Source organism: Kribbella sp. NPDC006257, assembly GCF_040613535.1.
Taxonomy (GTDB): domain Bacteria; phylum Actinomycetota; class Actinomycetes; order Propionibacteriales; family Kribbellaceae; genus Kribbella.
The window spans coordinates 375,261-397,945 of the sequence record NZ_JBEXSJ010000002.1 but is presented as its reverse complement, the minus strand read 5'-3'; the positions used below and the strand labels follow the sequence as shown (position 1 = coordinate 397,945).

Here is a 22,685-nt window from a genome sequence, read left to right as displayed (position 1 = left end):
ACGAAGAAGCGGCGTACGGGCTGAAGCTCAGGTGAGGTGGCGGACGTCTTCCCAGCCGGCGTCGGCGGATACGGCCAGGGTGACCGGCCCGTCCGGCCAGCCGGTGACCGCGGCCTGCAGCTGGGCCGCGGCCGGGGTGGTGCCGTCCACGTAGTAGTGCAGGATCCGGGACCCGGCCGCCGTCTCGTGGGCGAGCAGCCGGCCCGAATCGCCGAGCCGGTTGGTCAGGTGATCCTCGAAGTCGCGCAGATGGCTGAGCGTCTCGTCCTGCGGCAGCCCGTCCTCGCGCGCAGCCTTGTACGGCACCTCGACGGCGACATGAGTATCCAGATGCGGCATCTGGATCGACCGCAGCGGGACCATCGCGGTCGCGACCAGCCGATCACCGTCAGCCGTCTCGCCTTCCATCAACCGCCAGCTCGGCCCACCGTCGTCGGCGACATGCGCCGCGGCGAACGAAGCCACCGCGGGCAGCAGCTCGGCAATCGGTACGGCGTTCGCAGGCGGCTCGAGCGCCGTACTGATCGCGCCGATCCAGGTCTCGACCAGCTCCTCGCCGAGGACCAGGTCGAGCAGCAGGAAGGTGACCCGTTTGCGGAGTTCGTCGGGCAGCGTCGGGAAGGTCGGGTGGTGCACCTCGACGTGCAGCGCGGCCTCGCGGCGATCCGGCTCGATCGTGACGAGCGCGGCGTCGATCGAGACCAGCGGCATGCCGTCGAACTTGATCCCGGCATCGGGCGACGGCCGGCGCATGTCGGCGTACTCCCAGACGTCGTCCGAGGCGGGTGCGGCGCGCAGCCAGCGGCGGGCGATACCGCGGGTGCCGGGGTCGCCCGCGGCGGTGACGATCAGCACGTGCCGGGCGTGCAGGCCGCGGCCCAGCTCCCAGTCGAGGTTGTCGTGGATGCGGCGGACCCGGTCGGACAGCACGGCGCCGGCGGCGGTCACGTCCCGCACCGCGATCGCCTCGGCGATCTCGGTGGCACCGGTGGTCTGCCACCAGCTCCAGAACTCGCCGATCAGGTCGGCCGGCGCAGCCTGGGTACGGCGACGCTTGAAGATCCGCATTGCCGCATCCTCTCCTGATCGGGGATCACCTCGCCTGCCGCGGTGACCCTGCCCGTCCAACGTACGGGGCGGCGCCGAACCAGCCCAGCCCGCGCCCCGCCGTACGGGCCGCTGGTGGACCCGAACCAGTGGGCATACTGGTGTGGTCCCGGCCACACGATTAGGGGGCCTGGAGTCCAGCCGCGTAGCCTGCTGACACCCCTGATACATCGCGGCATACGGGGCCGGGTGGGACGGGTAACGAGGAGGAACGCGAAGTGCTTCGGCGAATCCTGCTGGGCGTGTCCCGCAGCCCCCAGATCAAGAAGGCCGTCTCGGCGATGCCGGTCTCCAGCGGCATCGTGGCCCGGTTCGTGGCCGGCGAGACCGCTCCGGAGGCCGTGCTGGCCACCGAGAAGCTGGTCAGCACCGGCCTGAACGTCACCCTCGACCACCTCGGCGAGGACGTCACCGACGTCGCCGCCGCGACCGCGACCGCCGAGGCGTACCTGACCCTGCTGAAGCAGCTGTCCGCGGCCGGCCTGACCGCGCACGCCGAGGTCTCGGTGAAGCTGTCCGCCGTCGGCCAGGCGCTGCCCGGCGACGGCGAGAAGATCGCGCTGGAGAACGCCCGCTCGATCTGCCACGCCGCCCGCAACGCCGGGACGACGGTGACGCTGGACATGGAGGATCACACCACCACGGACTCCACCCTCGGCATCCTGCGCGAACTCCGCCAGGACTTCCCCGAGACCGGTGCCGTGCTGCAGGCCTACCTGCGGCGTACCGAGGGCGACTGCCGCGACCTGGCCTACGAGGGTTCCCGGGTCCGGCTCTGCAAGGGTGCCTACAAGGAGCCGGAGTCGGTCGCGTACCAGGACAAGCGGTCGGTCGACAAGGCCTACGTCCGGGCGATGAAGATCCTGATGGAGGGCGACGGCTACCCGATGATCGCCTCCCACGACCCCCGCCTGATCGCGATCGCCGGCTCGCTGGCCGACCGGTCCCGGCGCCGGCCTGGCTCCTTCGAGTACCAGATGCTCTACGGCATCCGGCCTGAAGAACAACTCCGCCTGGCCGGTCAGGGTCACACCATGCGCATCTACATCCCGTACGGCGAAGACTGGTACGGCTACCTCGTACGCCGCCTCGCCGAGCGCCCCGCCAACCTCCAGTTCTTCGCCCGCTCCCTGATCAGCAAGAAGTAGCGGAGTCCAGGCCGGGCTATTGTTCGGCCGGTGGGGACCGGCCGGACTGTGAGTACTGGGGCGCCAGGCCCGGAGGGTGCTCGCGACCTGGACGAGTTGGCGGCCAGGTTGCGCGAGCTCCGGGTGTGGGCGGGCGTCTCGTACCGGGAACTGCACCGGCGGATCGTCAGAGCACGGACGGCCCGCGGGGTCGCCGAGGTTCCGGTCTACGACACCGTCTATCGGTGTCTCCAGCCGGGGCGGAGCCGGCTGGACGTCGAGTTGGTGGTCGATGTCGTCCGGGCGCTGACCGATGATCAGGCGGCTGCGAGTTGGCGGCAGGCCTTCCAGGCGATCACCGGTACGGCGGCCGATGCCGCGGTGGTGAACGTCGCCGACCGGCTGCCGGACGAGCGGCCGGGCTTCACCGGTCGTGAAGCAGAGCTGCGCCGAATCTGCCAGCCGGCGTTGGAAGAACCGGTGGTGGTCGTCATCGACGGCATGGCCGGGGTCGGCAAGACCAGCCTCGCCGTCCATGCGGCGCACCGGTTGATGCCGCGGGCGGTGGTGTTCGCGGTCGACCTCCGCGGCGACGATCCCGCGCGATCGCCCGCCGATCCCGGTGCGGTGCTGGACGTCTTCCTCAAGTCACTCGGTTGTCGCAGCGGTCAGTTGGCCGGACTCGACCTGCAGGCCCGTACGGCGAGGTTCCGCGACCTCCTGCTCGGCAAACGTGCCCTGATCCTGTTGGACAACGCCGCGTCCACCGATCAGCTACTCCCGCTACTGCCCCGCACTCCCGGGAGCACGGTCCTCATCACCAGCAGAACCAAGCAAAATCTGCCGGCAGCCGTGAACGTCTCATTGGAACCACTGACCTCTAGCGAGTCCGTGCAGCTACTACGCCGAGAGCTCGGACAGGATCAGGATCCCGAGGCCCTGCGGCAGCTAGCCGAGTACGCCGGTCACCTGCCGCTGGCACTCGCACTGATCGCCGGGCGGATCGGCTCCAGTCCCGAATGGACGCTCACCGATCACCTGGACCGGTTGGCGGATCGCCGTCGCGGACTGCGGCTGGACGACCAGATCGAGGTCGCGCTTGCGCAGTCCTACAAGGGACTGAGCGCAGATCATCGCCGATTGCTCAGACGGCTGTCGCTACACCCTGGCGAGGACTGGGATGCCGCAGCCGCGGCCGCACTGACAGGGTTTCCCACTGCCGAAGCAGAACTCGAGGAGCTAGCCGACCGCAGCCTGCTTCAGCGCAGATCGCCTGGACGCTACGGCCTGCACGACCTGGTCCGCGTATTCGCGGCACAGCGCGTGAGGGACGACGAGCCCGCCCGGTTGCGGAGAGACGCTTCCACTGCGTTGCTGGATCACTACCGGCGTACGGCTGCTGCGGCGATGACTATGTATGCGCCGCAGGAGGCAGCGTGGCGTCCAGAAGTCGCCGAGACGACTGGTGTCTTCGCGGACCGCGGAGCGGCACGCCTGTGGCTGGACAGTGAACGGATCAACCTGATCGCCTGTGGCCTGTACGCCGCCGAGCACGGCTGGCCGGACCACGTCGCCGATCTCTCCGGCATTCTCTACCGCTACCTCGATGACACGGGCCAGTACACGGACGGGGAGAAGCTGCACCAGGCTGCAGTACGCGTCGCGGCCGGTACTGCGCGGGGCCGTGCACTCAGCAGCCTTGGAGTCGCGTACTGGCGGCTCGGCACGTTCGGCAAGGCCAGGAACGTCTACCAAGAGGCATTGGGGATCGCAGCGGCAGCCGGCGACCGGCGCGAGGAGATCCGCGCTCTCATCAACCTCGGCCTGGTGAACGAGCGATCCGGCGACTACCACGAAGCACTGGCTGGGTACTGGACGAGCATCGAGATCTGCCACGAGATCGGCTCGCGCCTGGCGACCGCGCAGGCGCTGCAGAACGTCGTACACCTGGACGAACGCCTCGGCCGGTATCGGGATGCGCTGGAGCACAGCAGTCAGTGCCTGGAGATCCTGGCCGAGATCGACGACCGGCCTACCGAGGGCCGGGTCCGCAACGGGCGCGCGCTGGCCCTGCTCGGACTGGGCGAGACGGCAGCAGCAGTTGCCGAGGCTTCGGCGGCCGCAGAGATCGCCAAGACGGTCGGCAACCGGGTCGGCGAAGCCTATGCCCTGCTCACGATCGGCAGGGCGCTCCGAAAGCAGGGTGAACTGGAGCGAGCTCGTCAGACCCAACAGGCCGCATTGGCGATCGCTCGCGAGATGAGCAACCAGGACTGCGAGGCTCAGGCCCTCAACGATCTCGGGTCGACCCAGGTCGAGCTAGGCGACGCCGACGACGCCGTACGGCTGCATCGCGCCGCGCTGACCATCGCTGTCGAGCTGGGAGATCCGTACGAGCGGGCCCGCAGCCATCAGGGCTTGGGGAAAGCCCTTGTCAGGCAGGGCGATCGCGCCGGCGGCCGCTCGGAGCTGAGCCGGGCGGCAACCCTGTACGGCGGTCTCGGTACCCCCGAAGGTACCGAGACCCCCTTGCTGACCTAGTGCGGGTTGTCCCGGTACGTCGGGGTCGCGCAAGCGTTGGTGCTGCCGAGGTCGACGCACGCCTGGATGCCGGCCTTCACGATCCGCTTGCTCGTATCGAGGTACAGCGGGTCCGTGGACTTCCAGGCGGCGGAGTCACAGCCGCCCTCGTCGTAGTGCTTGGCGCCGTAGATGGTGCTGCCGTCGGACAGCACCGCGGCGGCCCGGCCGAAGACCCGGTAACCGTCGCCGGGGCAGATGTCGTTCACGGTGAAGTTGGTGTAGGTGACGTGGGTCGTCGACCCGAACTTGAGGTCCGCGGCGGCGCTTGCTCCCGCGTCCGTGTGCCCGGGCGTGATCTCCCTGTTGTAGACGTGCCCGTCGAGGGCGAGTGCCGGAGTCGTGCCGATGACGGCTGCGAGGCCGACCGCTCCCACACCGATCGCGGTGCGCAGTTTGAAGCTCATTCTTGCTCTCCCAGGTGGATGTAGGCGGCACCACCAGTCCGCCCGAGCAGTGCGCCGGCCGGGACTAGTGGTTCGCCCGAAACCCTCGCGGTTGCCGCCACCCGCTGTCGCAGTTTCCGGTCAAGATCGGTCAGCCGTCAGCGCACGGACAACCGGACGCAGACCGGCCCGGGCCCATGGGGGTGGGTCCGGGCCGGGGGGAGGTGGGTCAGACGGTGCGGAACTGGATGGCCCAGTTGTTGGCGGTGCCGGCGCCTGGGCAGTCGACGCGGGACTTGTTGCTGAGGTCCGAGGTCTGGTTGCGCCAGGGGCCCCAGATCCAGCTGGTGTTGGTGCAGTTGACGCCGGCCCGGTACTGGTTGCCCGGCGCCCGGTTGTAGCAGCTGGTGACGTGGAAGGTCGCGCCGGCGTTGCCCACGCAGACGTCGGCTGCCTCGGCCGCGGTGCGGGTGACGATCTCGGGGTCGACGGCGTTCGCGGGCAGCGCCAGTCCGGTGCCGGCCAGGGTCAGTCCGCCGATGGCGATCAAGGTTCGTGCACGCATGGTCAGTACTCCTCACTCTTCGTGCCCGGTCGGGCAACACCGACCCTGCTGGTTCCCGTTGCCGGTGTCGCAGTTCTCGACCAAACTCGACCAGGCGGTACGGCGGAGGAGGAGCTGTGAGGCGAACAGGGGCGTCGGCACCACCCACACCGGACGGGGTCAGAACCGCGGACGAGCTCGTCGCGCGGTTGCGGGAGCTGCACAGCTGGGCGGGGGTTTCGTACCACGAGATCCACCGCCGGGTGACGGCGTCGAGGCGCCGGCGCCGCGTCAGCGAGCTACCGGCGTACAACACTGTCTATCGCTGCCTGCAGCCAGGCCGGAGCCGGCTGGATGTCGAGCTGGTGGTCGACATCGCCGCAGCGCTGCTGAACGACGAGTCGCACGTCGCGAGCTGGCGGCAGGCGCATCAGGTGGTCGTCGGTCGCGCGGGCGAGGCAGGGATCGTCACAGTCGCCGACAGCATCCCGCTGGACCAGGACGCCTTCGTCGGGAGATCTCAAGAGATCGAGGACCTGCTCAAGGCCTACCGGGCAGGTACGACGCGCTTCGTGATCGGCGGCATGGCCGGAGCCGGTAAGACGCGACTCGCGAGGCATCTGGCGCATCGACTGCTCGCCTACGGTCAGGGCACCGACCTGCAGCTCTCTGTCGATCTCCGCGGCTTCGACCCCGACAGGCCGCCGGCAGATCCCGCCGCAGTACTCGAGGGCTTCCTGCGTCGGTTAGGTGTGCCAGGCAGTCAGGTGCTCTGCCTGGAGCTTGCCGGCAGGGTACGACGCTTCCAGCAACTCGCAGCGGAACGCAAAGCCATCGTCCTGCTGGACAACGCGGCCAGTGAAGACCAAGTCGCTCCACTGCTCGCTCCAGGTCCGGACTGCATCACCCTTGTCACCAGCAGATATCAACTCGGTGGCTCACCGGACATCAAGTCCCTGGCACTCAAGGTCTTCAGCCCTGAGGAGTCACTTGAGCTACTGGCGGAGACCGTCGGCCAGGAGACGATCGCGACCGATCGGGCGACCGCATTGCGCATCGCGGAGCTGGTCGGGCATCTCCCACTCGCCCTGGCGGTAGTGGCCGCTCGCCTGACCGACCTGCCCGGCTGGACTCTGGTAGATCATCTGGAGCGGCTGACCGAGCACCGGGAGCGGCTACGGCTGGAAGACCAGGTCGGCCCAGCCCTCGCCCTGTCGTATGAGGCCTTGCCACCCGAGCGACGGAGACTGCTCCGTCTCCTAGCACTCCACCCCGGCAGAGACTTCGACTCGTACGCCGTGGCTGCCGCAGCCGATCAGCCCCGCGCGGACGTGGAACGCCAGCTGGCCGACCTTGTCCGGTCGAGCCTGGTTCAGTCGGGTGCACCAGGTCGCTACGGATTGCACGACCTGGTCCGGGTCTTCGCCAGCGACCGGTCCAGGGACGAGGACCAGGGGACGGCCAGGAGGGACGCATTGGCAAGATTGTTCGACTACTACCGCTGGACAGCAGGCAGAGCAGCGGTCGGGTATGCACCGCACGAGGGCGGCCGGTTGAAGATCGTCGACGACCCCGGATACGAGATCCCTCCGGTCGAGACCCGGGACGAGGCACGTGCCTGGCTGGACACCGAGCGCACCACCTTGATCACGGTCGCCTGTGGTGCTGCAGAGCTCGGCAGGCCGCTGCCGGTCACTGACCTGTCGAGATCGATCCACTACTACCTGGACACCTCCGGCTACTTCCGCGAGGCGCAGGTGCTGCACGAGTCTGCGGTAGCCGTCGCCGACGAGGACATCACGCGCAGCCGGGCCGAGAACAACCTGGGCTGCGTCTACTGGCGCCAGGGCCGGTACGCCGAGGGGCGAGCCTGTTACGAGCGAGCACTGGTCCTGACCCGCAAGCTCGGCAACCGCGAAGGCGTCGCCCGGTGCCTCGGGAATGTTGCCCTGGGCCACTTCCGGCTCGGCCACTACGAGCAGGCGATCGACTGTTTCGAGCAGGCACTGGCGATCTTCGAGGAAGAAGGAGCGCTGCACATCACGAGTGTCTGCACGAATCGGGGCGGCCTCGGGTGGGCGCTGCTGCGACTCGACCGCACCGAAGAGGCGCTAGTGGAGTTCAAGCGAAGTCTGCTCACCGCTCGGCGGCTGGGCGACAACACCTTCGAGGAGGCGTATGCCCTGGTGAATCTGGGCATCGCCTACGAACGCATGGGTTTGTTGAAGGAAGCAACGGACTACGGCGAGGCCGCGCTGGTCTTGTCGCACAAGCTGGACTTCCGGACCAACATTCCTGACTGCACGAACCTGCTCGGCAAAGTCAAGCTCGCCACCGACCCGGCCGCCGCCGTACAGCTGCAGCAGGAGGCACTCGATCTGACGGTCGAGACGGGCAATCGGGCGCTGATGGTCGAGATCCGCAACGACCTCGGGCTCTCCCTACGCCGGGCGGGCCGGATCCAGGAAGCTCTCGAGCAGCACCAGCTGGCCCTGGTGGACGCCGAGTCGCTGGCCGATCCTTATGAGATAGCCCGCGCCCGCAGAGGACTCGCCGACCAGAGCCTGCCCGCGGGGTGGAATTCGGACGGAGCCGGGCGGCGGCGCGGCTAACCTGAGGACATGAGTGCGAACGGGCAGGTGGCCATCCTCGGCGCCGGTGTGATGGGTGAGACGTTGTTGTCCGGGTTGCTGCGCGCGGGGCGGCGACCGGGGGAGCTGCTGATCACCGAGCGCCGCGAGGAACGCGCGACCGAGCTGCGCGAGCGGTACGGCGTGGACGTGGTGACGAACGTGGAGGCGGCCGCCAAGGCGGACACGCTGGTCCTGGTCGTCAAGCCGCAGGACATGCCCGAGCTGCTCGCCGAGATCGCCCCGGTGATCCAGCCGACCCAGACGGTGGTCTCGCTGGCCGCCGGAATCACCACCGGCTTCATCGAGTCCCGGCTGCCCGAAGGCGTCGCGGTCGTCCGGGTGATGCCCAACACGCCGGCCCTGGTCGACGAGGGAATGGCGGCGATCTCCCGCGGCGCGCACTGCGACGAGAGCCACCTGGTGCTCGCCGAGGGCCTGCTGGCCGCGACCGGCCGGGTGATCCGGGTGCCGGAGAAGCAGCAGGACGCGGTCACCGCGATCTCGGGTTCGGGTCCGGCGTACATCTTCTTCGTGGTCGAGTCGATGATCGAGGCCGGCGTGCACATGGGCCTGCCGCGGACCACGGCGACCGAGCTCGTCGTACAGACCCTGTTCGGGTCGGCGAAGCTGCTGCGCGAGACCGGAGAACACCCGACCGTACTGCGCGAACGCGTCACCTCCCCGGGCGGCACCACGGCGGCCGCAGTACGGGAACTCGAGGACCACAAGGTGCGTGCTGCGTTCCTGTCCGCGATCGAGGCGGCCCGAAATCGGTCACGAGCGCTAGCCGCTGAGTAATACCTGAGCATCGACAGGTTATTCTGAGCGCCGCACTCCTGCGCCTTTCAAGGGATAAGTCATGTCGGGTCAGCCAGCTCAGCAGGGTTCGGACCAGGAGGTCGCCGAGCAGATCCCCGCGTTGCCCTGGCGGGTACCGCTGGATCCGGCGCCGTGGTGGGCCTGGACGCTGTTCGTGCTGCCCTTCGTCGCGATGCCGATCCTGAACTCCTGGCTCTGGATGGGCGCCCGTGACTTCCTCGCGGTCACCCTGTTCACGATCATCGGCGCCTCGGTGGTCCGGGTCGCGGGCGGCGTCGTGCTGTACCGCGTCGATCTCACCGAGACCGCGGTCCGGGCGCGCACCAGCCTGCTCGTCCGCAGCCTGGCCTGGCAGGATGTCGACCAGATCGAGGTCGTCGACGACGCGGTCGTGCTGACCAGCGGCAAGGACGAGAACGAGATCAACGGCATCGCGAAGGGCCGGCCCGGTTACGTCGCGGCCGTGATGGAAGCCGCCCGCGTGCAGGCCGCCGACAAGCCGGTACGCCGCTCGCGGCCGCACCCGGGTCTCGGCGCACTCCTGGTGCTCATCTACCTGATCCTCGCCGTCGGTGCTTTCCTGATCCGCTGGCACTTGCTCTGAACCGACGCGAACCGCACGGCTCGTTCCGAGTCGTGCGTTTCCGCATGCCCGGAATGATGTTGTTCGAATGATCCATTGCAGGATCGTTCAACAATCTCTAAGGTGACGTGAATCGCATCCAAGCGGGGCACGTTCGTTCCTGGGAGGAACCATGTGGGTTCTGCTCGCCATCGCGGTGGTCGTCATCGGTTTCGCGCTCCGGATCAACTCGATGCTGGTCGTCACCGCGGCCGGCATCGTGGCCGGTCTGATCGGCGGCCTGTCACCGGTCAAGATCCTGAACGCCTTCGGCGACGGCTTCGCCAGTAGCCGTTCCATCACCGTCTTCGTCGTCACGCTGCCCGTGATCGGGCTGATCGAGCGCTACGGCCTGCAGCAGCAGGCCCGCAAACTGATCGGCAAGCTCAAGGTGGTCAGCACCGGCCGGCTGCTGGCCGCCTACCTGGTGATCCGGCAGGGCACCGCCGCCCTCGGCCTGACCAGTATCGGCGGACCCGCGCAGGCGGTCCGGCCGCTGATCCATCCGATGGCGGCCGGTGCCGCCGAGCGCCGCTACGGCAAGCTCCCGGAGAAGCTGCAGGAGAAGATCAAGGGCTTCGCCGCCAGCGCCGACACGGTCGGCCTGTTCTTCGGCGAGGACATCTTCGTCGCGATCGGCTCGATCCTGCTGATCACGGGGTTCGTCGACGCGACGTACGGGCTCAAGCTGGAGGCGATCGACATCGCGGTCTGGGCGATCCCGACCGGCATCTGCGCCCTGCTCCTGCACGGTGCCCGGCTGCTGTATCTCGATCGGCAGCTGGACAAGCTCGCCGCCGAGGCCGGCCTCGAGGCCGAGGAGGTCGCCAAGTGATCAAGGTCGAGTGGTTCTACTGGATCTGCGGCATCTTCTTCCTGCTGATCGCACTGCAGGTGTTCAACGATCGCACGAATCCCAAGCGCATCGGCAGCGCGGCGTTCTGGGGCATCCTCGGGCTGTCCTTCGGCTACGGCACCCTCGTGGTGCACAAGTCGGCGCCGTCCTGGCTGCTCGGGATCGCGGTGATCGGCCTGGCCGTCTTGGCCGGATTCGGCTTTCCTGGCAAGGGTCAGGAGCAGACGACGACGCCGGCCGAGCGGGTGGCGTTCGCGGACCGGTTCGGCAACAAACTGTTCCTGCCCGCACTGGTCATCCCGGTGGTCGCGGCGCTGTTCGGTGCCTGGCTGGCCAAGGTGAAGCTGGGTGACGGCAAGCCGCTGCTGGAGACGGGGTTCGGCACGATCATCGGCCTCGGCGTCGCATCCCTGCTCGCGTTGGTGGTCGGGCTCGCACTGCTCCGGCCGCGTTCTCCCGCCGTCCCGATGCACGAGGGCCGGCGGCTGCTCGAGCACATCGGCTGGGCCGCCATCCTGCCGCAGATGCTGGCCACCCTCGGTCTGCTGTTCACGGCCTCCGGCGTCGGCAAGGCGGTCGGCCGGATCACCGATCATCTGGTCCCCAAAGGATCCCTGATCGCGGCGGTCGCGCTGTACTGCATCGGGATGGCGATCTTCACGATCGTGATGGGCAACGCGTTCGCTGCGTTCCCGGTGATGACGGCCGCGGTCGGTTGGCCGCTGCTGGTTCAGCAGTTCCATGGCACGCCGGCCGTCGTGTTCGCGGTCGGCATGCTGGCCGGCTTCTGCGGCACGCTCTGTACGCCGATGGCCGCCAACTTCAACCTGGTGCCGGCCGCGCTGCTGGAGATGAAGGATCAATACGGGCCGATCAAAGCCCAGATCCCGACCGCAATCCCCTTGCTGGCTTGCAACATCGTGATCATGTACATCTTCGCCTTCTGACCTGACCGAAACGAGGACAGAGATGCAGTACGCCGCCGGCTGGGCCACGATCGCCTGTGAGGTGCTTGAAACGCCCTACCCGTACGGCGCTGCGCACGCCTCGCGCGGGCCGGAGGATGTCGATGTGACCCCGGATCGCCTGCACCCGGCGTTCCACGGGTCCTATGACTGGCACTCCAGCGCGCACATGCAATGGTCGCTGGTCCGACTGCTGGCACTGGCACCGGAAGACGTGGGTAGCCGGCCGATCGAGCTGCTGGATCGACGGCTGACCACCGAGGCGATCGCGACCGAAGCGGCGTACTTGCGGGAGCGTCCGTCGTACGAGCGTCCTTATGGCTGGGCCTGGGCGGCGATGCTGGTTGCGGCCACCCGCAAGTCGCAGTGGGCGGAGGCGACAGCGCCGCTCGGCGACACGATCGCCCAGCTCGTGCTCGACTGGTTGCCACGCCAGGCGTACCCGGTCCGGCACGGCGCCCACCTGAACTCGGCCTTCGCCTTGGCGCTGTTGCTGGAGGCGTACGACGACCTCGGCCGTCGCGATGTGGTCGACGCGATCCGGGCTCGCGCAGTCGATTGGTTCCACAACGACACGGCGTACGACACTCGCTTCGAACCGTCGGGGACGGACTTCCTGTCGCCCGCACTGTCCGAGGCAGAGCTGATGCGCCGGGTGCTGCCCGCTGCAGAGTTCACCGACTGGCTGAAGGCCTTCCTGCCAGGGCTAGGCGTGGACGCGCATCAGCATCTGCTGGAGGTGCCCGTCACCGATGACTCCGGCGACGGGCAACTCGCGCATCTGTCAGGTCTGGCGCTGTCTCGGGCGTGGCAGCTCCGCAAGATCGCCGCCACTCTCCCGGAGGTCGCAGGTGTCCTCCGGGCGGGTGCCGACCGTCAGATCGAAGCAGTGCTGCCCACTGTCACCGACGGGGACTTCATGTCGACGCACTGGCTGGTCTCGTTCGCCCTGCTTGCGAACCAGGCTGACTAGTTGCGGTAGCGGTAGAGGATCCGCCCGCGGGTCAGGTCGTACGGACTGAGCTCCACGAGGACCCGGTCCTCGGGGATGATCTTGATGTAGTTCTTGCGGATCTTCCCGCTGATGTGCGCGAGCACCACGTGCCCGTTCGGCAGCTCCACCTTGAAGGTGGCGTCGCGGAGGGCCTCCACGACGATGCCCTCGAACTCGATCGCGCCTGCTTTGCGTGCCATCTGTCTCACCTCTCGGGAGTGCGTCGGTGGCGCTCCCGGCGAGACCTGTGTCAGTCGCCAGACCGTGAAGGCAGGGGAGGGAGCACCCTTGATACTGCGTTCATGGGGTCTCACCTCCAAGCGGGATGGCACGGTCGGCACCCAAGGTACCAACTGCCTATGGTGGTGCGCATGGACTTTTCTCTGTGGCCCAGTGCCGCCCGGACCTGGCAAGAAATTCTCGACGGCGCGGAGTACGCCGAGCGGACCGGCTGGTACGGCGTCTGGATGGCCGACCACTTCATGGTGAACAACGGCGACCTGTCGCTGCCGATGAACGAGTGTCTCGCCCTGCTCGGCGGACTCGCCGTCCGGACCGAGCGGGTGCGGCTCGGCTCGATGGTGCTCGGCAACACGTACCGGCATCCCGCGGTGGTCGCGAACGCGGCGGCCACTCTCGACCAGATGTCCGGCGGCCGGTTCGTGCTCGGCATCGGCGCCGGCTGGCAGGTGAACGAGCACGAGGTCTACGGGATCGACCTGCCGCCGGTGAAGGAGCTGCTGGCCAGATTCGAGGAGGCCTGTCAGGTCTTCACCGGCCTGCTCACCCAGGAGCGGACTACCTTCGACGGCAAGTACTACCAGCTGACCGGTGCTCCGCTGGAGCCGAAGCCGGCCAAGCTTCCGCTGCTGATCGGAGCCTCCGGTGAAAAGGTTGCCTTGGGCATCGTTGCGAAGTACGCGGACGAGTGGAACCACTGGGGCCTGCCGGATGTCGCTGAGCACAAGGGCAAAGTGTTCCGCGAGCACTGTGAGAAGATCGGCCGCGACCCGTCGACGGTCCGCCGCTCGACCCAGGCAATGATCGAGATCGTCGCCGCCGGGGACACCGAGGCCGAAGAGCGGCGCGACCGGCTGACCGCCGCCGGCCGACCGACGATCATGGGCTCGGCCGACTACGTGCTGGACATCGTCTCCCGCTACCCAGCCGCCGGTATCGACGAGTTCCTGGTCCCCGATGGCCTGCTGGGCCAGGGATCCCGCCGCTTCGACGCGCTGGAGCAATTACGCGAAGAGGTCTTCAACAAGCTCTAACGTCGCGACTACCGGCCAGTGGTCGCTGGGAAGGCGACCGGCTGGCCGGTAGTGCGAGACGCGTGCGTCGACAACTCGCCAGGAGCTGTCGGTGAGGATGTGGTCGATCCGGTCGCCATCGGTAGCGCCGGTGAAGTCGCCATGCTCGCTTCCGCCTTCAGCCGCTGGTACGGCGTCCAGCAACCCGGCTGCTGTGAGTGCCTTCAACGGTGCCGAGTCCGGCGTCGCATTCAGGTCGCCCATCAGGATCCAGTGCACCGACGGCTCGGCCGCGATCCATTGGGCCAGCAGGCGCGACGACTCGACCCGGGCGATCTCCCCTGCGTGGTCGTAGTGGGTGTTCGCCACCCCGACCCTGGTGCCGTCGGTATGCCGCAGCCGCACGAGCGTGGCGATCCGGGTCAGGTGTGCGTCCCAGCCGACCGAGCCAGGAGTCGACGGCTCGGCGGACAACCACCGGGTCTCGTCCGACTCCACCAGCCAGTCGCCCGGCCGGATCAGGACGACGGAGTGCTCACCTGCGCGCACACCGTCGTCCCGGCCTGCGCCGACGACGCCCCACTCGGCGAACCGGTCGCGCAGGTAATCCAGCTGGTCCGGGAGCACCTCCTGGAGCCCGACCACGTCGGCATCCAGGGCCTCGATGGCCGCGATGGTGGCCTCCCGGCGTACGGGCCAGGCGTTGTCACCGTCGGGCGCGGAGGAGTTGCGGATGTTGAAGGTCGCCACGCGTAGCTGCTTCACCCCATAGATCCTGCCAAACCCATCGCGCGGACCGCCGCCTGGAGTCGGGGCCGGCTCGCCTCGATGGCCCGATCGCGTCCCTCGGCGAGCATCTCGTCGACCGCTCCGGGGTCGGTCGCGAGCCGCGCGTACTCCTTCTGCAGCGGCTCGATCACGGCCAGGACGGCGTCCGCCGTGTCGGTCTTCAGGGCCCCGTACGTCGGGTAGGCCTTCGCAAGCTCGACCGGGTCCCCCTCGGTGCAAGCGGCCAGGATCTCCAGCAGGTTGGTGATTCCGGGCTTGGCCGCCTCGTCGTGACGGACCTCCGACTCGGAATCGGTGACAGCCCGCATCACCTGGCGACGGATCACGTCCGGCGGGTCGAGCAGCCGGATCGTGCCGAGCGCGTTGTCCTCGTCGGACTTGCTCATCTTGGCGGTCGGGTTCTGCAGATCCTTGATCCGCATCGCCAGCGCGGCCTTCTGCAGTTGCGGTACGACGAACGTCTCGCCGTACTCGCGGTTGAACCGGATCGCCACGTCGCGGGCCAGCTCGACGTGTTGGTCCTGGTCGCCACCGACCGGGACGCGATCGGTGCCGTAGAGGAGGATGTCGGCCGCCATCAGGCATGGATAGGTGAACAGGGAGGCCCGGGTCATCGGTCTCCCGTTGCCCTTCTCCTTGTACTGGATCATCCGCGACAGCTCGCCGACGTACGAAGTGCATTCGAGCAGGTACGCGAGTTGCGCGTGGGCGGGGACGTCCGACTGGACGAACACCGTGCCCGGTGGAAGACCGGCGGCGAGCATCAGCGTCGCCATCTCGCGGGTCAGCGCGACGAGCCGGCGCGGATCGTGTTTCGTGGTCATCGCGTGCAGGTTCGCGACGAAGTAGAAGCCGTCCGGGTCGGTGAACCGGCGCAGCGCGCCGAGGTGGTTGCCGAGTGTGAGCCGGCCGGACGGGGTGATGCCGGAGAGCGAGGTCATGATGCCTTCTTTCGTGGTTGGCCTCGCTCGAGGGCATCAAAAAAGGCCGCCTCGGCGAGGCGGCCTCTGGATGCGCGTGAACGCTGGGGGTCCGCCAGTCAGGCGGCCCACCACAGCTGCACGGTCGTGTTCACGGCACCAAGAATAGCCCCGGAACGCCAACCCCGCGCAAGTCTTGGACAGGACCGGGTGGGGTTGGTGGCCTAAGGTCGGGGCATGAGTGGTGAGGCGATGCTGGTCTTCGACGAGGGGCTGACGGCGTACGACTTCGGGCACGGGCATCCGATGAGCCCGATCCGGGTCGACCTGACCGTGCGGCTGGCCCGGGCGCTCGGCGTACTGGATCTGCTGAAGGTGGTGCCCGCGCCGGTCGCGGACGACGCACTCTTGCGGACCGTCCACACGGCCGACTACATCGCCGCGGTGAAGCGGGCCGGTGAGCATCCCGACGAGCCGGATCTGAAGCACGGTCTGGGCACCGACGACACGTATTGCTTCCCGCAGATGCACGAGGCGTCCGCCCATGTGGTCGGTGCGTCGGTCGAGGCTGCCCGGGCTGTCTGGGAAGGCGATGTGCTGCATGCCGCGAACATCTCCGGCGGGCTGCACCACGCGATGCCGGCGATGGCCAGCGGGTTCTGCGTCTACAACGACCCGGCCGTGGCGATCCAGTGGCTGCTCGATCACGGCGCCGAGCGGGTCGCGTACGTTGATGTCGACGTGCACCACGGCGACGGAGTGCAGGCCGTGTTCTACGACGATCCTCGGGTGCTGACCATCAGCCTGCACGAGTCGCCGACGACGCTGTTTCCGGGCACCGGTACGTCGGGGGAGACCGGCGGGCCGGGTGCGGAAGGCAGCGCCGTGAACGTGCCGCTCCCGCCGGGGACCGGGGATGCCGGGTGGCTTCGGGCGTTCCATGCGGTCGTGCCGGATGTGGTGAAGGCGTTCCGGCCGTCGGTGCTCGTCACGCAGCACGGGTGCGACTCGCACGTGGAGGATCCGCTCGCGCATCTGACCCTGACGATCGACGGGCAGCGAGCGGCGTACCAGGCGTTGCATGACCTGGCCCATGAGGTCTGCGACGGCAAATGGATCGCGACGGGAGGTGGCGGTTACGCGATCATCGATGTGGTCCCGCGGGCCTGGACCCACCTGCTGGCGATCGTGGCCGGCCGGCCGATCGAGCCGTCTGCGGCGGTGCCGGAGGCCTGGCGCGAGGACGTCCGGATCCGGTACGGGCGGATCGCGCCGTCGCGGATGACCGACGGCCGCGACGCGGCGTACGCCGACTGGTCCACCGGCTACAACCCGGACACCTGGCTGGACCGCTCCATCAAAGCCACCCGCGACATCTCCTTCCCACTGTTAGGCCTGGATCCGTCCTACTAACGGTCGCCTTTCCAGTCACAGGAGTCCCCCTCTTTCCCATTCGCACCAACAGCCACTACGCTCGGTCCATGCACGGGCGGAAGTGCCGGAGGGGAAGCCGGCGCACGACCCGTGCTGGAAGTGCGGTGCGCAATGGCATCAAAGAAGTCCGGTGGTGAGTCGCCGCTCGCCGAGGTGAAGTTCCTGACCGTGGCAGAGGTTGCTACGGCCATGCGCGTCTCGAAGATGACTGTGTACCGCTTGGTGCACTCCGGAGAGCTGCCCGCGGTGCGGGTGGGTCGGTCGTTCCGGGTGTCTGAGGACGCCGTGCACGACTACCTCAAGGGCGCCTTCTTCCAGGCCGGATAACTACGAGAAGCGCAAGCGGCCGGACTCCTTCGGGAACCGGCCGCTTCGCCTTGCGCGACTAGGTCCGGATGCTGCTGCGGGTCGACGGGCGGCTGTGCACGAACAGCGCGCGCAACGCGACCGTGGCCGCCTCCAGTTGTTCGGCCGGCAGCCCGGACCACATCTGATCGTGCGCGCGGGCTGCCGCCGTCACGGCGTCCTCAGCCTTCTCGATGCCCTGCTCGGTCAGCCTGATCTGGGTGCCGCGGCCGTCCTCGGGATCGGCTTCGCGGACGACCAGGCCCCGGCCGGCTAGCTGATTCGTCACGTTGCTGGTGCCGCCGGACGACAGCAGCAGGCTGCGGCTCAGATCGGTCGGCTTCATCCGGTACGGCGCGCCGGCGCGGCGCAGCGAGGCCAGTACGTCGAACTCGGCGGTGGTCAGCCCTTGATCGCGGAGCACCCGCCGCGTCACCTGGCCGAGCTCGTCGGCGAGCACCATCACCCGCTTGGTCAGCTCCGTCGTAGCGAACAGCGACTCCGGCAGTTCGCGCTCCCAGGCCGAGACCAACTGCTCCACCTTGTCGTCGCTCATGGTTGACATTCTAAGTGCCTTTAGTGATAGCTTTCTATAAAGCTTTCTAGTGAGGAGATTTCAGAGATGAGCCAGCGTCTGCTGTTGCGTGCGGGCCTTGTGATCGACACCGAGCCCGCGCCGGTCGTGCACCGCGAGACCGATGTGCTGATCGAGGACGGCCGGATCGTCGCGGTCGGTCGCGACCTTCGGGTGACCGATGCCGAGGTGATCGACGCGTCCGACCGGATCGTGCTGCCCGGCTTCGTCGACACCCACCGGCACCTGTGGGAGGTGGCGCTGCGGGGGAGTGCCGTCGATGTGGACCTGATGGTCTACCTGCAGAAGGTCCTCGGTGAGCACGGGTCGCGCTACCGCCCCGAAGATGTTGCTTCGAGCAACCTTGTCGGCGCGTTGGAGTGCCTGGACGGCGGCGTCACCACGGTGCAGGACTACTCGCATGCCCAGCAGGGGATCGAGTACGTCGATGCCGCGCTGGATGCGTTGGAGGCCAGCGGTATCCGGGCTGTCTACGGATACGGTCCTTCGCCGCTGCTAGGCGCGCCAGTCGACCCGGCTGGCCTGCGGCATGCGGTGGAGCGCGCCTCCGGTCGGATCACCCCCGCGCTGGCCGCCATCGGACCGGCGTACGCACCGTTCGACGTCGTCCGGGCGGACTGGGAGTTGGCGGCTTCGCTCGGTCTCCGGATCGTCGTGCACATCGGCAGCGGGCCGGTCGCCGACGAACCGTTGGCGCTGTTGCGGGACGAAGGGCTGCTGCGCTCCGAGGTGCTCTACGTACACGGCAACACGCTGCCCGACTCCGAGCTGAAGCTGATCGCCGAATCCGGCGCCGGCATGTCGATCACGCCCGTGATCGAGGATCGGATGGAGATGGGTGGCCCGATGGCCGGCCGGTTGCGGGCTGCCGGGGTGACGACCGGGCTCGGGATCGACGCGGTGACCACCGGGGCCGGCGACATGTTCACCACGATGAGGTCGGTCCTTGCCCTCGGCTACAAATCGTTCACTGCCGCCGACGTCCTCCGGATGGCAACCCTGGAAGGCGCCCGGGCCCTCGGCATGGATGATCAGATCGGCTCCCTGCGCCCGGGCAAACAGGCCGACCTGATGCTGCTCCGCGCCTCCGACCTCAACTTGATCGGCGGTTCGCAGGACCCGATCGGCACGGTCGTCAGCAACGCGCATCCGGGCAACATCGACACGGTCCTGGTCGCCGGTCAGGTGGTGAAGCGCGACGGCCGGTTGCTGACTCCCAGCCTTGGTGCCGCGCTGGAAGGCGTACGTCGTACCGTCGAATACTTGGCCAACTAGGGCCGTTGCGGGCGGGGGCAGGTCAGGGCCAGGCGGAGCCAGCGGGAGACCGGGCCGTCGGTGGGGAGGTCGTCGGTGCGGACCCAGCGGGCGTCGGAGAGTTCGGAGGAGAGCTCGAAGTGTTCCGAGGTCGGCATCGCCTCGACGATCGTGAGGTTGTCGACCTTGCCCTCCCGCCTCGTCGTCAGCACCTGCAGCACGACCGGCTGCTGCGTGATGGGCAACGAGAGCTCCTCGGAGACCTCGCGCACAGCCGCCTCTTCAGCGGTCTCCCGCTTGGGGTTGTAGCCGCCGCCCGGCAACGCCCACCATTCCTGATCAACGTAGGAATGCCGTACGACGAGGCAGCGGGCCGGATCGTCCGGATGGATCAGTAGCGCCTTGACCCCGAAGGTCGTCGGCTTCCGCACCTTCCACCAGGCCCGCCGCGCCCGATGACCCAGCTGCATGACAACGGACGGAACCGGCACAGGGCTCTCCACCTACGAAGACAACACGGGCCCCCGGATCGTATGCCTCCCGGGGGCCCTGGTCCGTCAGCGACGTACTCGCCGGCGACCTCCAGCCCGGATGGGCTCCCCGGTCGCCAGCAGTCCGTTTCCCTCGTCGTCAACTGATTGCGGCGCTCATCAAGGGCTGGGAGAGTCGGTCGGGCAAGGCCTGTGAGCTTTGGGGCAGGGATGGACGGCACCGGGGGTGATCGGGGTGCGTCCATGCCTAGGCTCGGACCAATAACTGTGGAGGGGAAGCACCATGCGTAGTGAACTGTTCGCCGCGACGAACCAGGAGCAAGAGTCTGCTCAGGCGGGGTTGCGGTTGCAGAACTCGAAGTTGCTGAAGATCGAGCTGCGCGGCGAGGTGTTCGCCCGCCAGGGGGCGATGGTCGCCTATCAGGGCAATATCCAGTTCGAGGCGCAGGGCTCGGGCGGGATCGGCAAGTTCATCAAGCAGAAGCTCACCGGCGAGGGCATCCCGCTGATGAAGATGCACGGCCAGGGCGACGTCTTCCTCGCCGACCGGGCCGCGGACATCTACCTGATAGACCTCGAGGGTCCGCACGACGGGCTGAGCATCAACGGCGCCAACGTGCTCGCCTTCGAGCCGACGCTGAGCTGGGACATCAAGATGGTCCAGGGCGCCGGGATGTTGTCGAACTCCGGTCTGTTCAACTGCAACTTCACCGGCCAGGGCCGGATCGCGATCACCACCAAGGGCACACCGGTCGTCCTGAACGTGGACCAGCCGACGTACGCGGACCCGCAGGCGGCGGTCTGCTGGTCGACCAGCCTGCAGACGGGCTACACCCGGGCCGACTCGATCGGTCTCGGCACGCTGCTCGGCCGGAGCACCGGCGAGGCGTTCACGATGAGCTTCAACGGCCAGGGCTTCGTCGTCGTCCAGCCGTCCGAGGAGCCGTCCGGCGGCTTCGTCGGCGGTGCCGGCGGCGGCCAGCAGGCGGGCCAGGGCGGTGGCGCCGCTGGAATGCTGGGCGGCCTCCTCGGCGGCCGCTGACTCTCTGACGCGGCGTACGGATTCTGTCCGTACGCCGCGCTAGTGTCTTTACCGACGATCTACTTCCGGAATGTCAGGGGAGTCTCGGTGAAGGACGACCTGAGCCCTACCTCGCGGGCGTTGCTGCTGCTCGAGCTGATCCAGAACAGCCCGGGGATCGGCGCCGCCCGGCTGTCCGAGCGGCTCGGGGTCTCCGAGCGCGCGATCGGCCGGTACGTCGGGATCGTGCGCGAGGCCGGCGTGCCGATCGAGTCCACCCGTGGCCCGTACGGCGGGTACCGGGTCGGCCGCGGCGCCCGGGTGCCGCCGCTGATGTTCACCACCACCGAGGCGCTCGCGCTGGTGATGGCGGCGCTCGACGGTCACCACAACGCCGCCGATCCGGCCGACCCGGTCGGCAGCGCGCTGGGCAAGATCATGCGGGTGCTGCCCGAGTCGGTCGCCAGCCCGGTCGACGCCGTACGACGTATTCCGGCCGGCCGCGGTCAGGATCCGCCCACCCCGGAGCCCGAGACCACCGCGATCCTGGTGCAGGCCTGCAGCTCCCGCAACCCGGTGCGGCTGGCGTATCGGCTGCAGCCCGACGTCGAGCGCGAGATGGACGTCGACCCCTGGGCGGTCGTCGTACGGCACGGCCGTTGGTATCTGCTGTGCTGGTCGCACGCCAAAGAAGCGCGGCGGGCGTTGCGGATCGACCGGATCCGGAAGGCTGAGGTCCTCGACGGCACCTTCACCCCGCCGGAGGACCTCAACCCGAAGGAGGCGCTCGTCGAGCAACTCTCGGAGGGCTGGAAGTATCCGGTCGAGGTGATCTTCGAAGGATCCTTCGACGAGGTCGCGCCGTGTCTTCCGCGCACACTCGGCAAGCTGGAAGCGATCTCGCCGACCACATCCCGCCTGGTCGGCAGCACGGAGAACGCCGGCTGGTACGTCGCGCAGATGGCCGAGATCCATGTCCCGTTCCGGATCGTGAAGTCGCCGGAGCTGCAAGCCGCCGCCGAAGCGCTCGGCCGGCGCATGCTGCAAGCGGCTCAGCCGGTCACCGACTGACCAGACTCCGAAGGATCGCTGCGATCTCGGCCGGGGCTTCTTCGGCCATGAAGTGGCCGTAGTCGACCGTCAGGTGCTCCAGCTTCGGCGCCCACGCCTGCCACAGCGCGACAGCGTTGAAGCCCAGCTGGGCGCCCCAGTCCTGTTGCAGCACGGTCACCGGCATCTGCAACTGGTTGCCTGCTGCAAGATCTTCCTGGTCGTGCTCGATGTCGATCCCCGCGGACGCGCGGTAGTCCGCGACGATCGACGGCACCGCCTTCCGGCAGGCCTCGAGATACGCCGCGCGGATGTCGGAAGGGAACGGGCTCTTCGCCCAGAGATCCAGGAAGTAGCCGAAGAATGCATCAGGGTTGCCCGCGATCAGCTCTTCGGGCAGGCCCGGCGGCAACGCCATCAGATAGAGGTGAAACGCCACTGCAGCGTTCACGCCGTGGAGCGAGTTCCACATGTCCAGGGTCGGCAGGACGTCCAGGCTGGCGAGGTGTGTCACCGTCCCGGGATGATCAAGTCCGCCGCGGAACGCCACCAGCGCACCACGATCGTGGCCGGCCAGTGCGAACTGCTCGTGGCCCAGAGCCTTGGCGACCGCGACGACGTCAGCTGCCATCAACCGCTTCGAGTAGCCCTCGGTCGGCTTGTCGCTGTCGCCGTACCCGCGCAGATCCGGGCAGATCACCGTGTGGTCGGCAGCAAGGTCCCGGGCCACGTCACGCCACATCAGGTGCGTCTGCGGGAAGCCGTGCAGCAGCACGATCGGACTACCCGAGCCCCCAACTGCCACGTTGAGCATGGTTCCCTCAGCACCCTCCAGACACTGGTAGTCGAACCCACTGATCTTCATGCGACCCTGCTCTCTGCTCTGTGAAGGAATCGGTA

23 protein-coding genes are annotated in these 22,685 nt (G+C 68.1%); 14 read left to right on the top strand and 9 right to left on the bottom strand.

What is annotated here, in order from left to right; genetic code table 11:
* Positions 1-27: 27 nt before the first annotated feature.
* On the bottom strand, positions 28-1,068 hold the full coding sequence (locus ABZ004_RS04170; RefSeq protein ID WP_355678279.1) for a DUF695 domain-containing protein: 1,041 nt from the start codon (positions 1,066-1,068) through the stop codon (positions 28-30).
* 257 nt (positions 1,069-1,325) lie between these two features.
* Here ABZ004_RS04170 and ABZ004_RS04165 point away from each other — a divergent pair, with 257 nt between their 5' ends.
* Both ABZ004_RS04165 and ABZ004_RS04160 read left to right on the top strand, forming a co-directional pair.
* Complete coding sequence (locus ABZ004_RS04165; RefSeq protein WP_355678278.1) at positions 1,326-2,255, top strand: proline dehydrogenase family protein; 930 nt, start codon at positions 1,326-1,328, stop codon at positions 2,253-2,255.
* 48 nt (positions 2,256-2,303) lie between these two features.
* Positions 2,304-4,775, top strand: coding sequence for a tetratricopeptide repeat protein (locus ABZ004_RS04160; RefSeq protein WP_355678277.1), 2,472 nt, complete (start codon positions 2,304-2,306; stop codon positions 4,773-4,775).
* Here the strand turns inward: ABZ004_RS04160 and ABZ004_RS04155 are convergent.
* Both ABZ004_RS04155 and ABZ004_RS04150 read right to left on the bottom strand, forming a co-directional pair.
* Positions 4,772-5,221 (bottom strand): hypothetical protein, encoded by a 450-nt coding sequence (locus ABZ004_RS04155; RefSeq protein WP_355678276.1) that lies wholly within the window; start codon positions 5,219-5,221, stop codon positions 4,772-4,774. The two genes, ABZ004_RS04160 and ABZ004_RS04155, sit on opposite strands and share 4 nt — an antisense overlap.
* A 208-nt stretch (positions 5,222-5,429) precedes the next feature.
* Positions 5,430-5,765: a hypothetical protein gene (locus ABZ004_RS04150; protein ID WP_355678275.1), complete on the bottom strand. Its 336-nt coding sequence runs from the start codon at positions 5,763-5,765 to the stop codon at positions 5,430-5,432.
* A gap of 116 nt (positions 5,766-5,881) precedes the next feature.
* On the opposite strand from ABZ004_RS04150, the gene ABZ004_RS04145 reads away from it, so the two are divergent.
* The 6 genes from ABZ004_RS04145 (at position 5,882) to ABZ004_RS04120 (ending at position 12,612) form a co-directional block, all read left to right on the top strand.
* Entirely contained in the window at positions 5,882-8,356 is a 2,475-nt protein-coding gene (locus ABZ004_RS04145; RefSeq protein ID WP_355678274.1) for a tetratricopeptide repeat protein, read from the top strand.
* 9 nt (positions 8,357-8,365) lie between these two features.
* The gene (gene proC / locus ABZ004_RS04140; protein WP_355678273.1) at positions 8,366-9,175 is read left to right on the top strand and encodes a pyrroline-5-carboxylate reductase; all 810 of its coding nucleotides are present in this window, start codon (positions 8,366-8,368) and stop codon (positions 9,173-9,175) included.
* Positions 9,176-9,236: 61 nt separating this feature from the next.
* Positions 9,237-9,800, top strand: coding sequence for a hypothetical protein (locus ABZ004_RS04135; protein ID WP_355678272.1), 564 nt, complete (start codon positions 9,237-9,239; stop codon positions 9,798-9,800).
* Positions 9,801-9,951: 151 nt separating this feature from the next.
* Positions 9,952-10,653, top strand: coding sequence for a DUF969 domain-containing protein (locus ABZ004_RS04130; protein WP_355678271.1), 702 nt, complete (start codon positions 9,952-9,954; stop codon positions 10,651-10,653).
* Positions 10,650-11,621: a DUF979 domain-containing protein gene (locus ABZ004_RS04125; RefSeq protein WP_355678270.1), complete on the top strand. Its 972-nt coding sequence runs from the start codon at positions 10,650-10,652 to the stop codon at positions 11,619-11,621. The genes ABZ004_RS04130 and ABZ004_RS04125 overlap by 4 nt, the downstream gene beginning before the upstream one ends.
* A gap of 22 nt (positions 11,622-11,643) precedes the next feature.
* A complete protein-coding gene (locus ABZ004_RS04120) occupies positions 11,644-12,612 on the top strand; it encodes a DUF2891 family protein (RefSeq protein ID WP_355678269.1) in 969 nt (322 codons plus the stop codon).
* Here ABZ004_RS04120 and infA read toward each other — a convergent pair.
* Positions 12,609-12,833, bottom strand: a complete 225-nt coding sequence (gene infA / locus ABZ004_RS04115; RefSeq protein WP_355678268.1) for a translation initiation factor IF-1 — start codon at positions 12,831-12,833, stop codon at positions 12,609-12,611. The two genes, ABZ004_RS04120 and infA, sit on opposite strands and share 4 nt — an antisense overlap.
* A gap of 171 nt (positions 12,834-13,004) precedes the next feature.
* On the opposite strand from infA, the gene ABZ004_RS04110 reads away from it, so the two are divergent.
* Positions 13,005-13,907, top strand: coding sequence for a TIGR03560 family F420-dependent LLM class oxidoreductase (locus ABZ004_RS04110; RefSeq protein ID WP_355678267.1), 903 nt, complete (start codon positions 13,005-13,007; stop codon positions 13,905-13,907).
* Here ABZ004_RS04110 and ABZ004_RS04105 read toward each other — a convergent pair.
* Positions 13,878-14,651: an endonuclease/exonuclease/phosphatase family protein gene (locus tag ABZ004_RS04105; protein ID WP_355678266.1), complete on the bottom strand. Its 774-nt coding sequence runs from the start codon at positions 14,649-14,651 to the stop codon at positions 13,878-13,880. The two genes, ABZ004_RS04110 and ABZ004_RS04105, sit on opposite strands and share 30 nt — an antisense overlap.
* On the bottom strand, positions 14,648-15,616 hold the full coding sequence (gene trpS / locus ABZ004_RS04100) for a tryptophan--tRNA ligase (RefSeq protein WP_355678265.1): 969 nt from the start codon (positions 15,614-15,616) through the stop codon (positions 14,648-14,650). The genes ABZ004_RS04105 and trpS overlap by 4 nt, the downstream gene beginning before the upstream one ends.
* Before the next feature lie 216 nt (positions 15,617-15,832).
* On the opposite strand from trpS, the gene ABZ004_RS04095 reads away from it, so the two are divergent.
* Together ABZ004_RS04095 and ABZ004_RS04090 are read left to right on the top strand one after the other, a co-directional pair.
* Positions 15,833-17,008, top strand: coding sequence for an acetoin utilization protein AcuC (locus ABZ004_RS04095; RefSeq protein WP_355678264.1), 1,176 nt, complete (start codon positions 15,833-15,835; stop codon positions 17,006-17,008).
* A 132-nt stretch (positions 17,009-17,140) separates the two neighbouring features.
* Positions 17,141-17,356: a helix-turn-helix domain-containing protein gene (locus ABZ004_RS04090; protein WP_112248247.1), complete on the top strand. Its 216-nt coding sequence runs from the start codon at positions 17,141-17,143 to the stop codon at positions 17,354-17,356.
* Between the two features lie 58 nt (positions 17,357-17,414).
* Here the strand turns inward: ABZ004_RS04090 and ABZ004_RS04085 are convergent, their stop codons facing one another.
* Complete coding sequence (locus ABZ004_RS04085; RefSeq protein ID WP_355678263.1) at positions 17,415-17,930, bottom strand: MarR family transcriptional regulator; 516 nt, start codon at positions 17,928-17,930, stop codon at positions 17,415-17,417.
* A gap of 66 nt (positions 17,931-17,996) precedes the next feature.
* On the opposite strand from ABZ004_RS04085, the gene ABZ004_RS04080 reads away from it, so the two are divergent.
* Positions 17,997-19,244, top strand: coding sequence for an amidohydrolase family protein (locus ABZ004_RS04080; protein WP_355678262.1), 1,248 nt, complete (start codon positions 17,997-17,999; stop codon positions 19,242-19,244).
* Here ABZ004_RS04080 and ABZ004_RS04075 read toward each other — a convergent pair.
* Positions 19,241-19,714, bottom strand: coding sequence for an NUDIX domain-containing protein (locus ABZ004_RS04075; protein WP_355678261.1), 474 nt, complete (start codon positions 19,712-19,714; stop codon positions 19,241-19,243). The genes ABZ004_RS04080 and ABZ004_RS04075 overlap by 4 nt on opposite strands.
* A 283-nt stretch (positions 19,715-19,997) precedes the next feature.
* Between ABZ004_RS04075 and ABZ004_RS04070 the strand changes: the two genes are divergently transcribed.
* On the top strand, positions 19,998-20,756 hold the full coding sequence (locus tag ABZ004_RS04070) for an AIM24 family protein (protein WP_355678260.1): 759 nt from the start codon (positions 19,998-20,000) through the stop codon (positions 20,754-20,756).
* Positions 20,757-20,843: 87 nt separating this feature from the next.
* Positions 20,844-21,806 carry a WYL domain-containing protein gene (locus ABZ004_RS04065; protein WP_355678259.1) on the top strand — a complete coding sequence of 321 codons (963 nt, stop codon included), beginning with the start codon at positions 20,844-20,846 and terminating at the stop codon, positions 21,804-21,806.
* Here ABZ004_RS04065 and ABZ004_RS04060 read toward each other — a convergent pair.
* Complete coding sequence (locus ABZ004_RS04060; protein WP_355678258.1) at positions 21,796-22,650, bottom strand: alpha/beta hydrolase; 855 nt, start codon at positions 22,648-22,650, stop codon at positions 21,796-21,798. The genes ABZ004_RS04065 and ABZ004_RS04060 overlap by 11 nt on opposite strands.
* Positions 22,651-22,685: the final 35 nt, after the last annotated feature.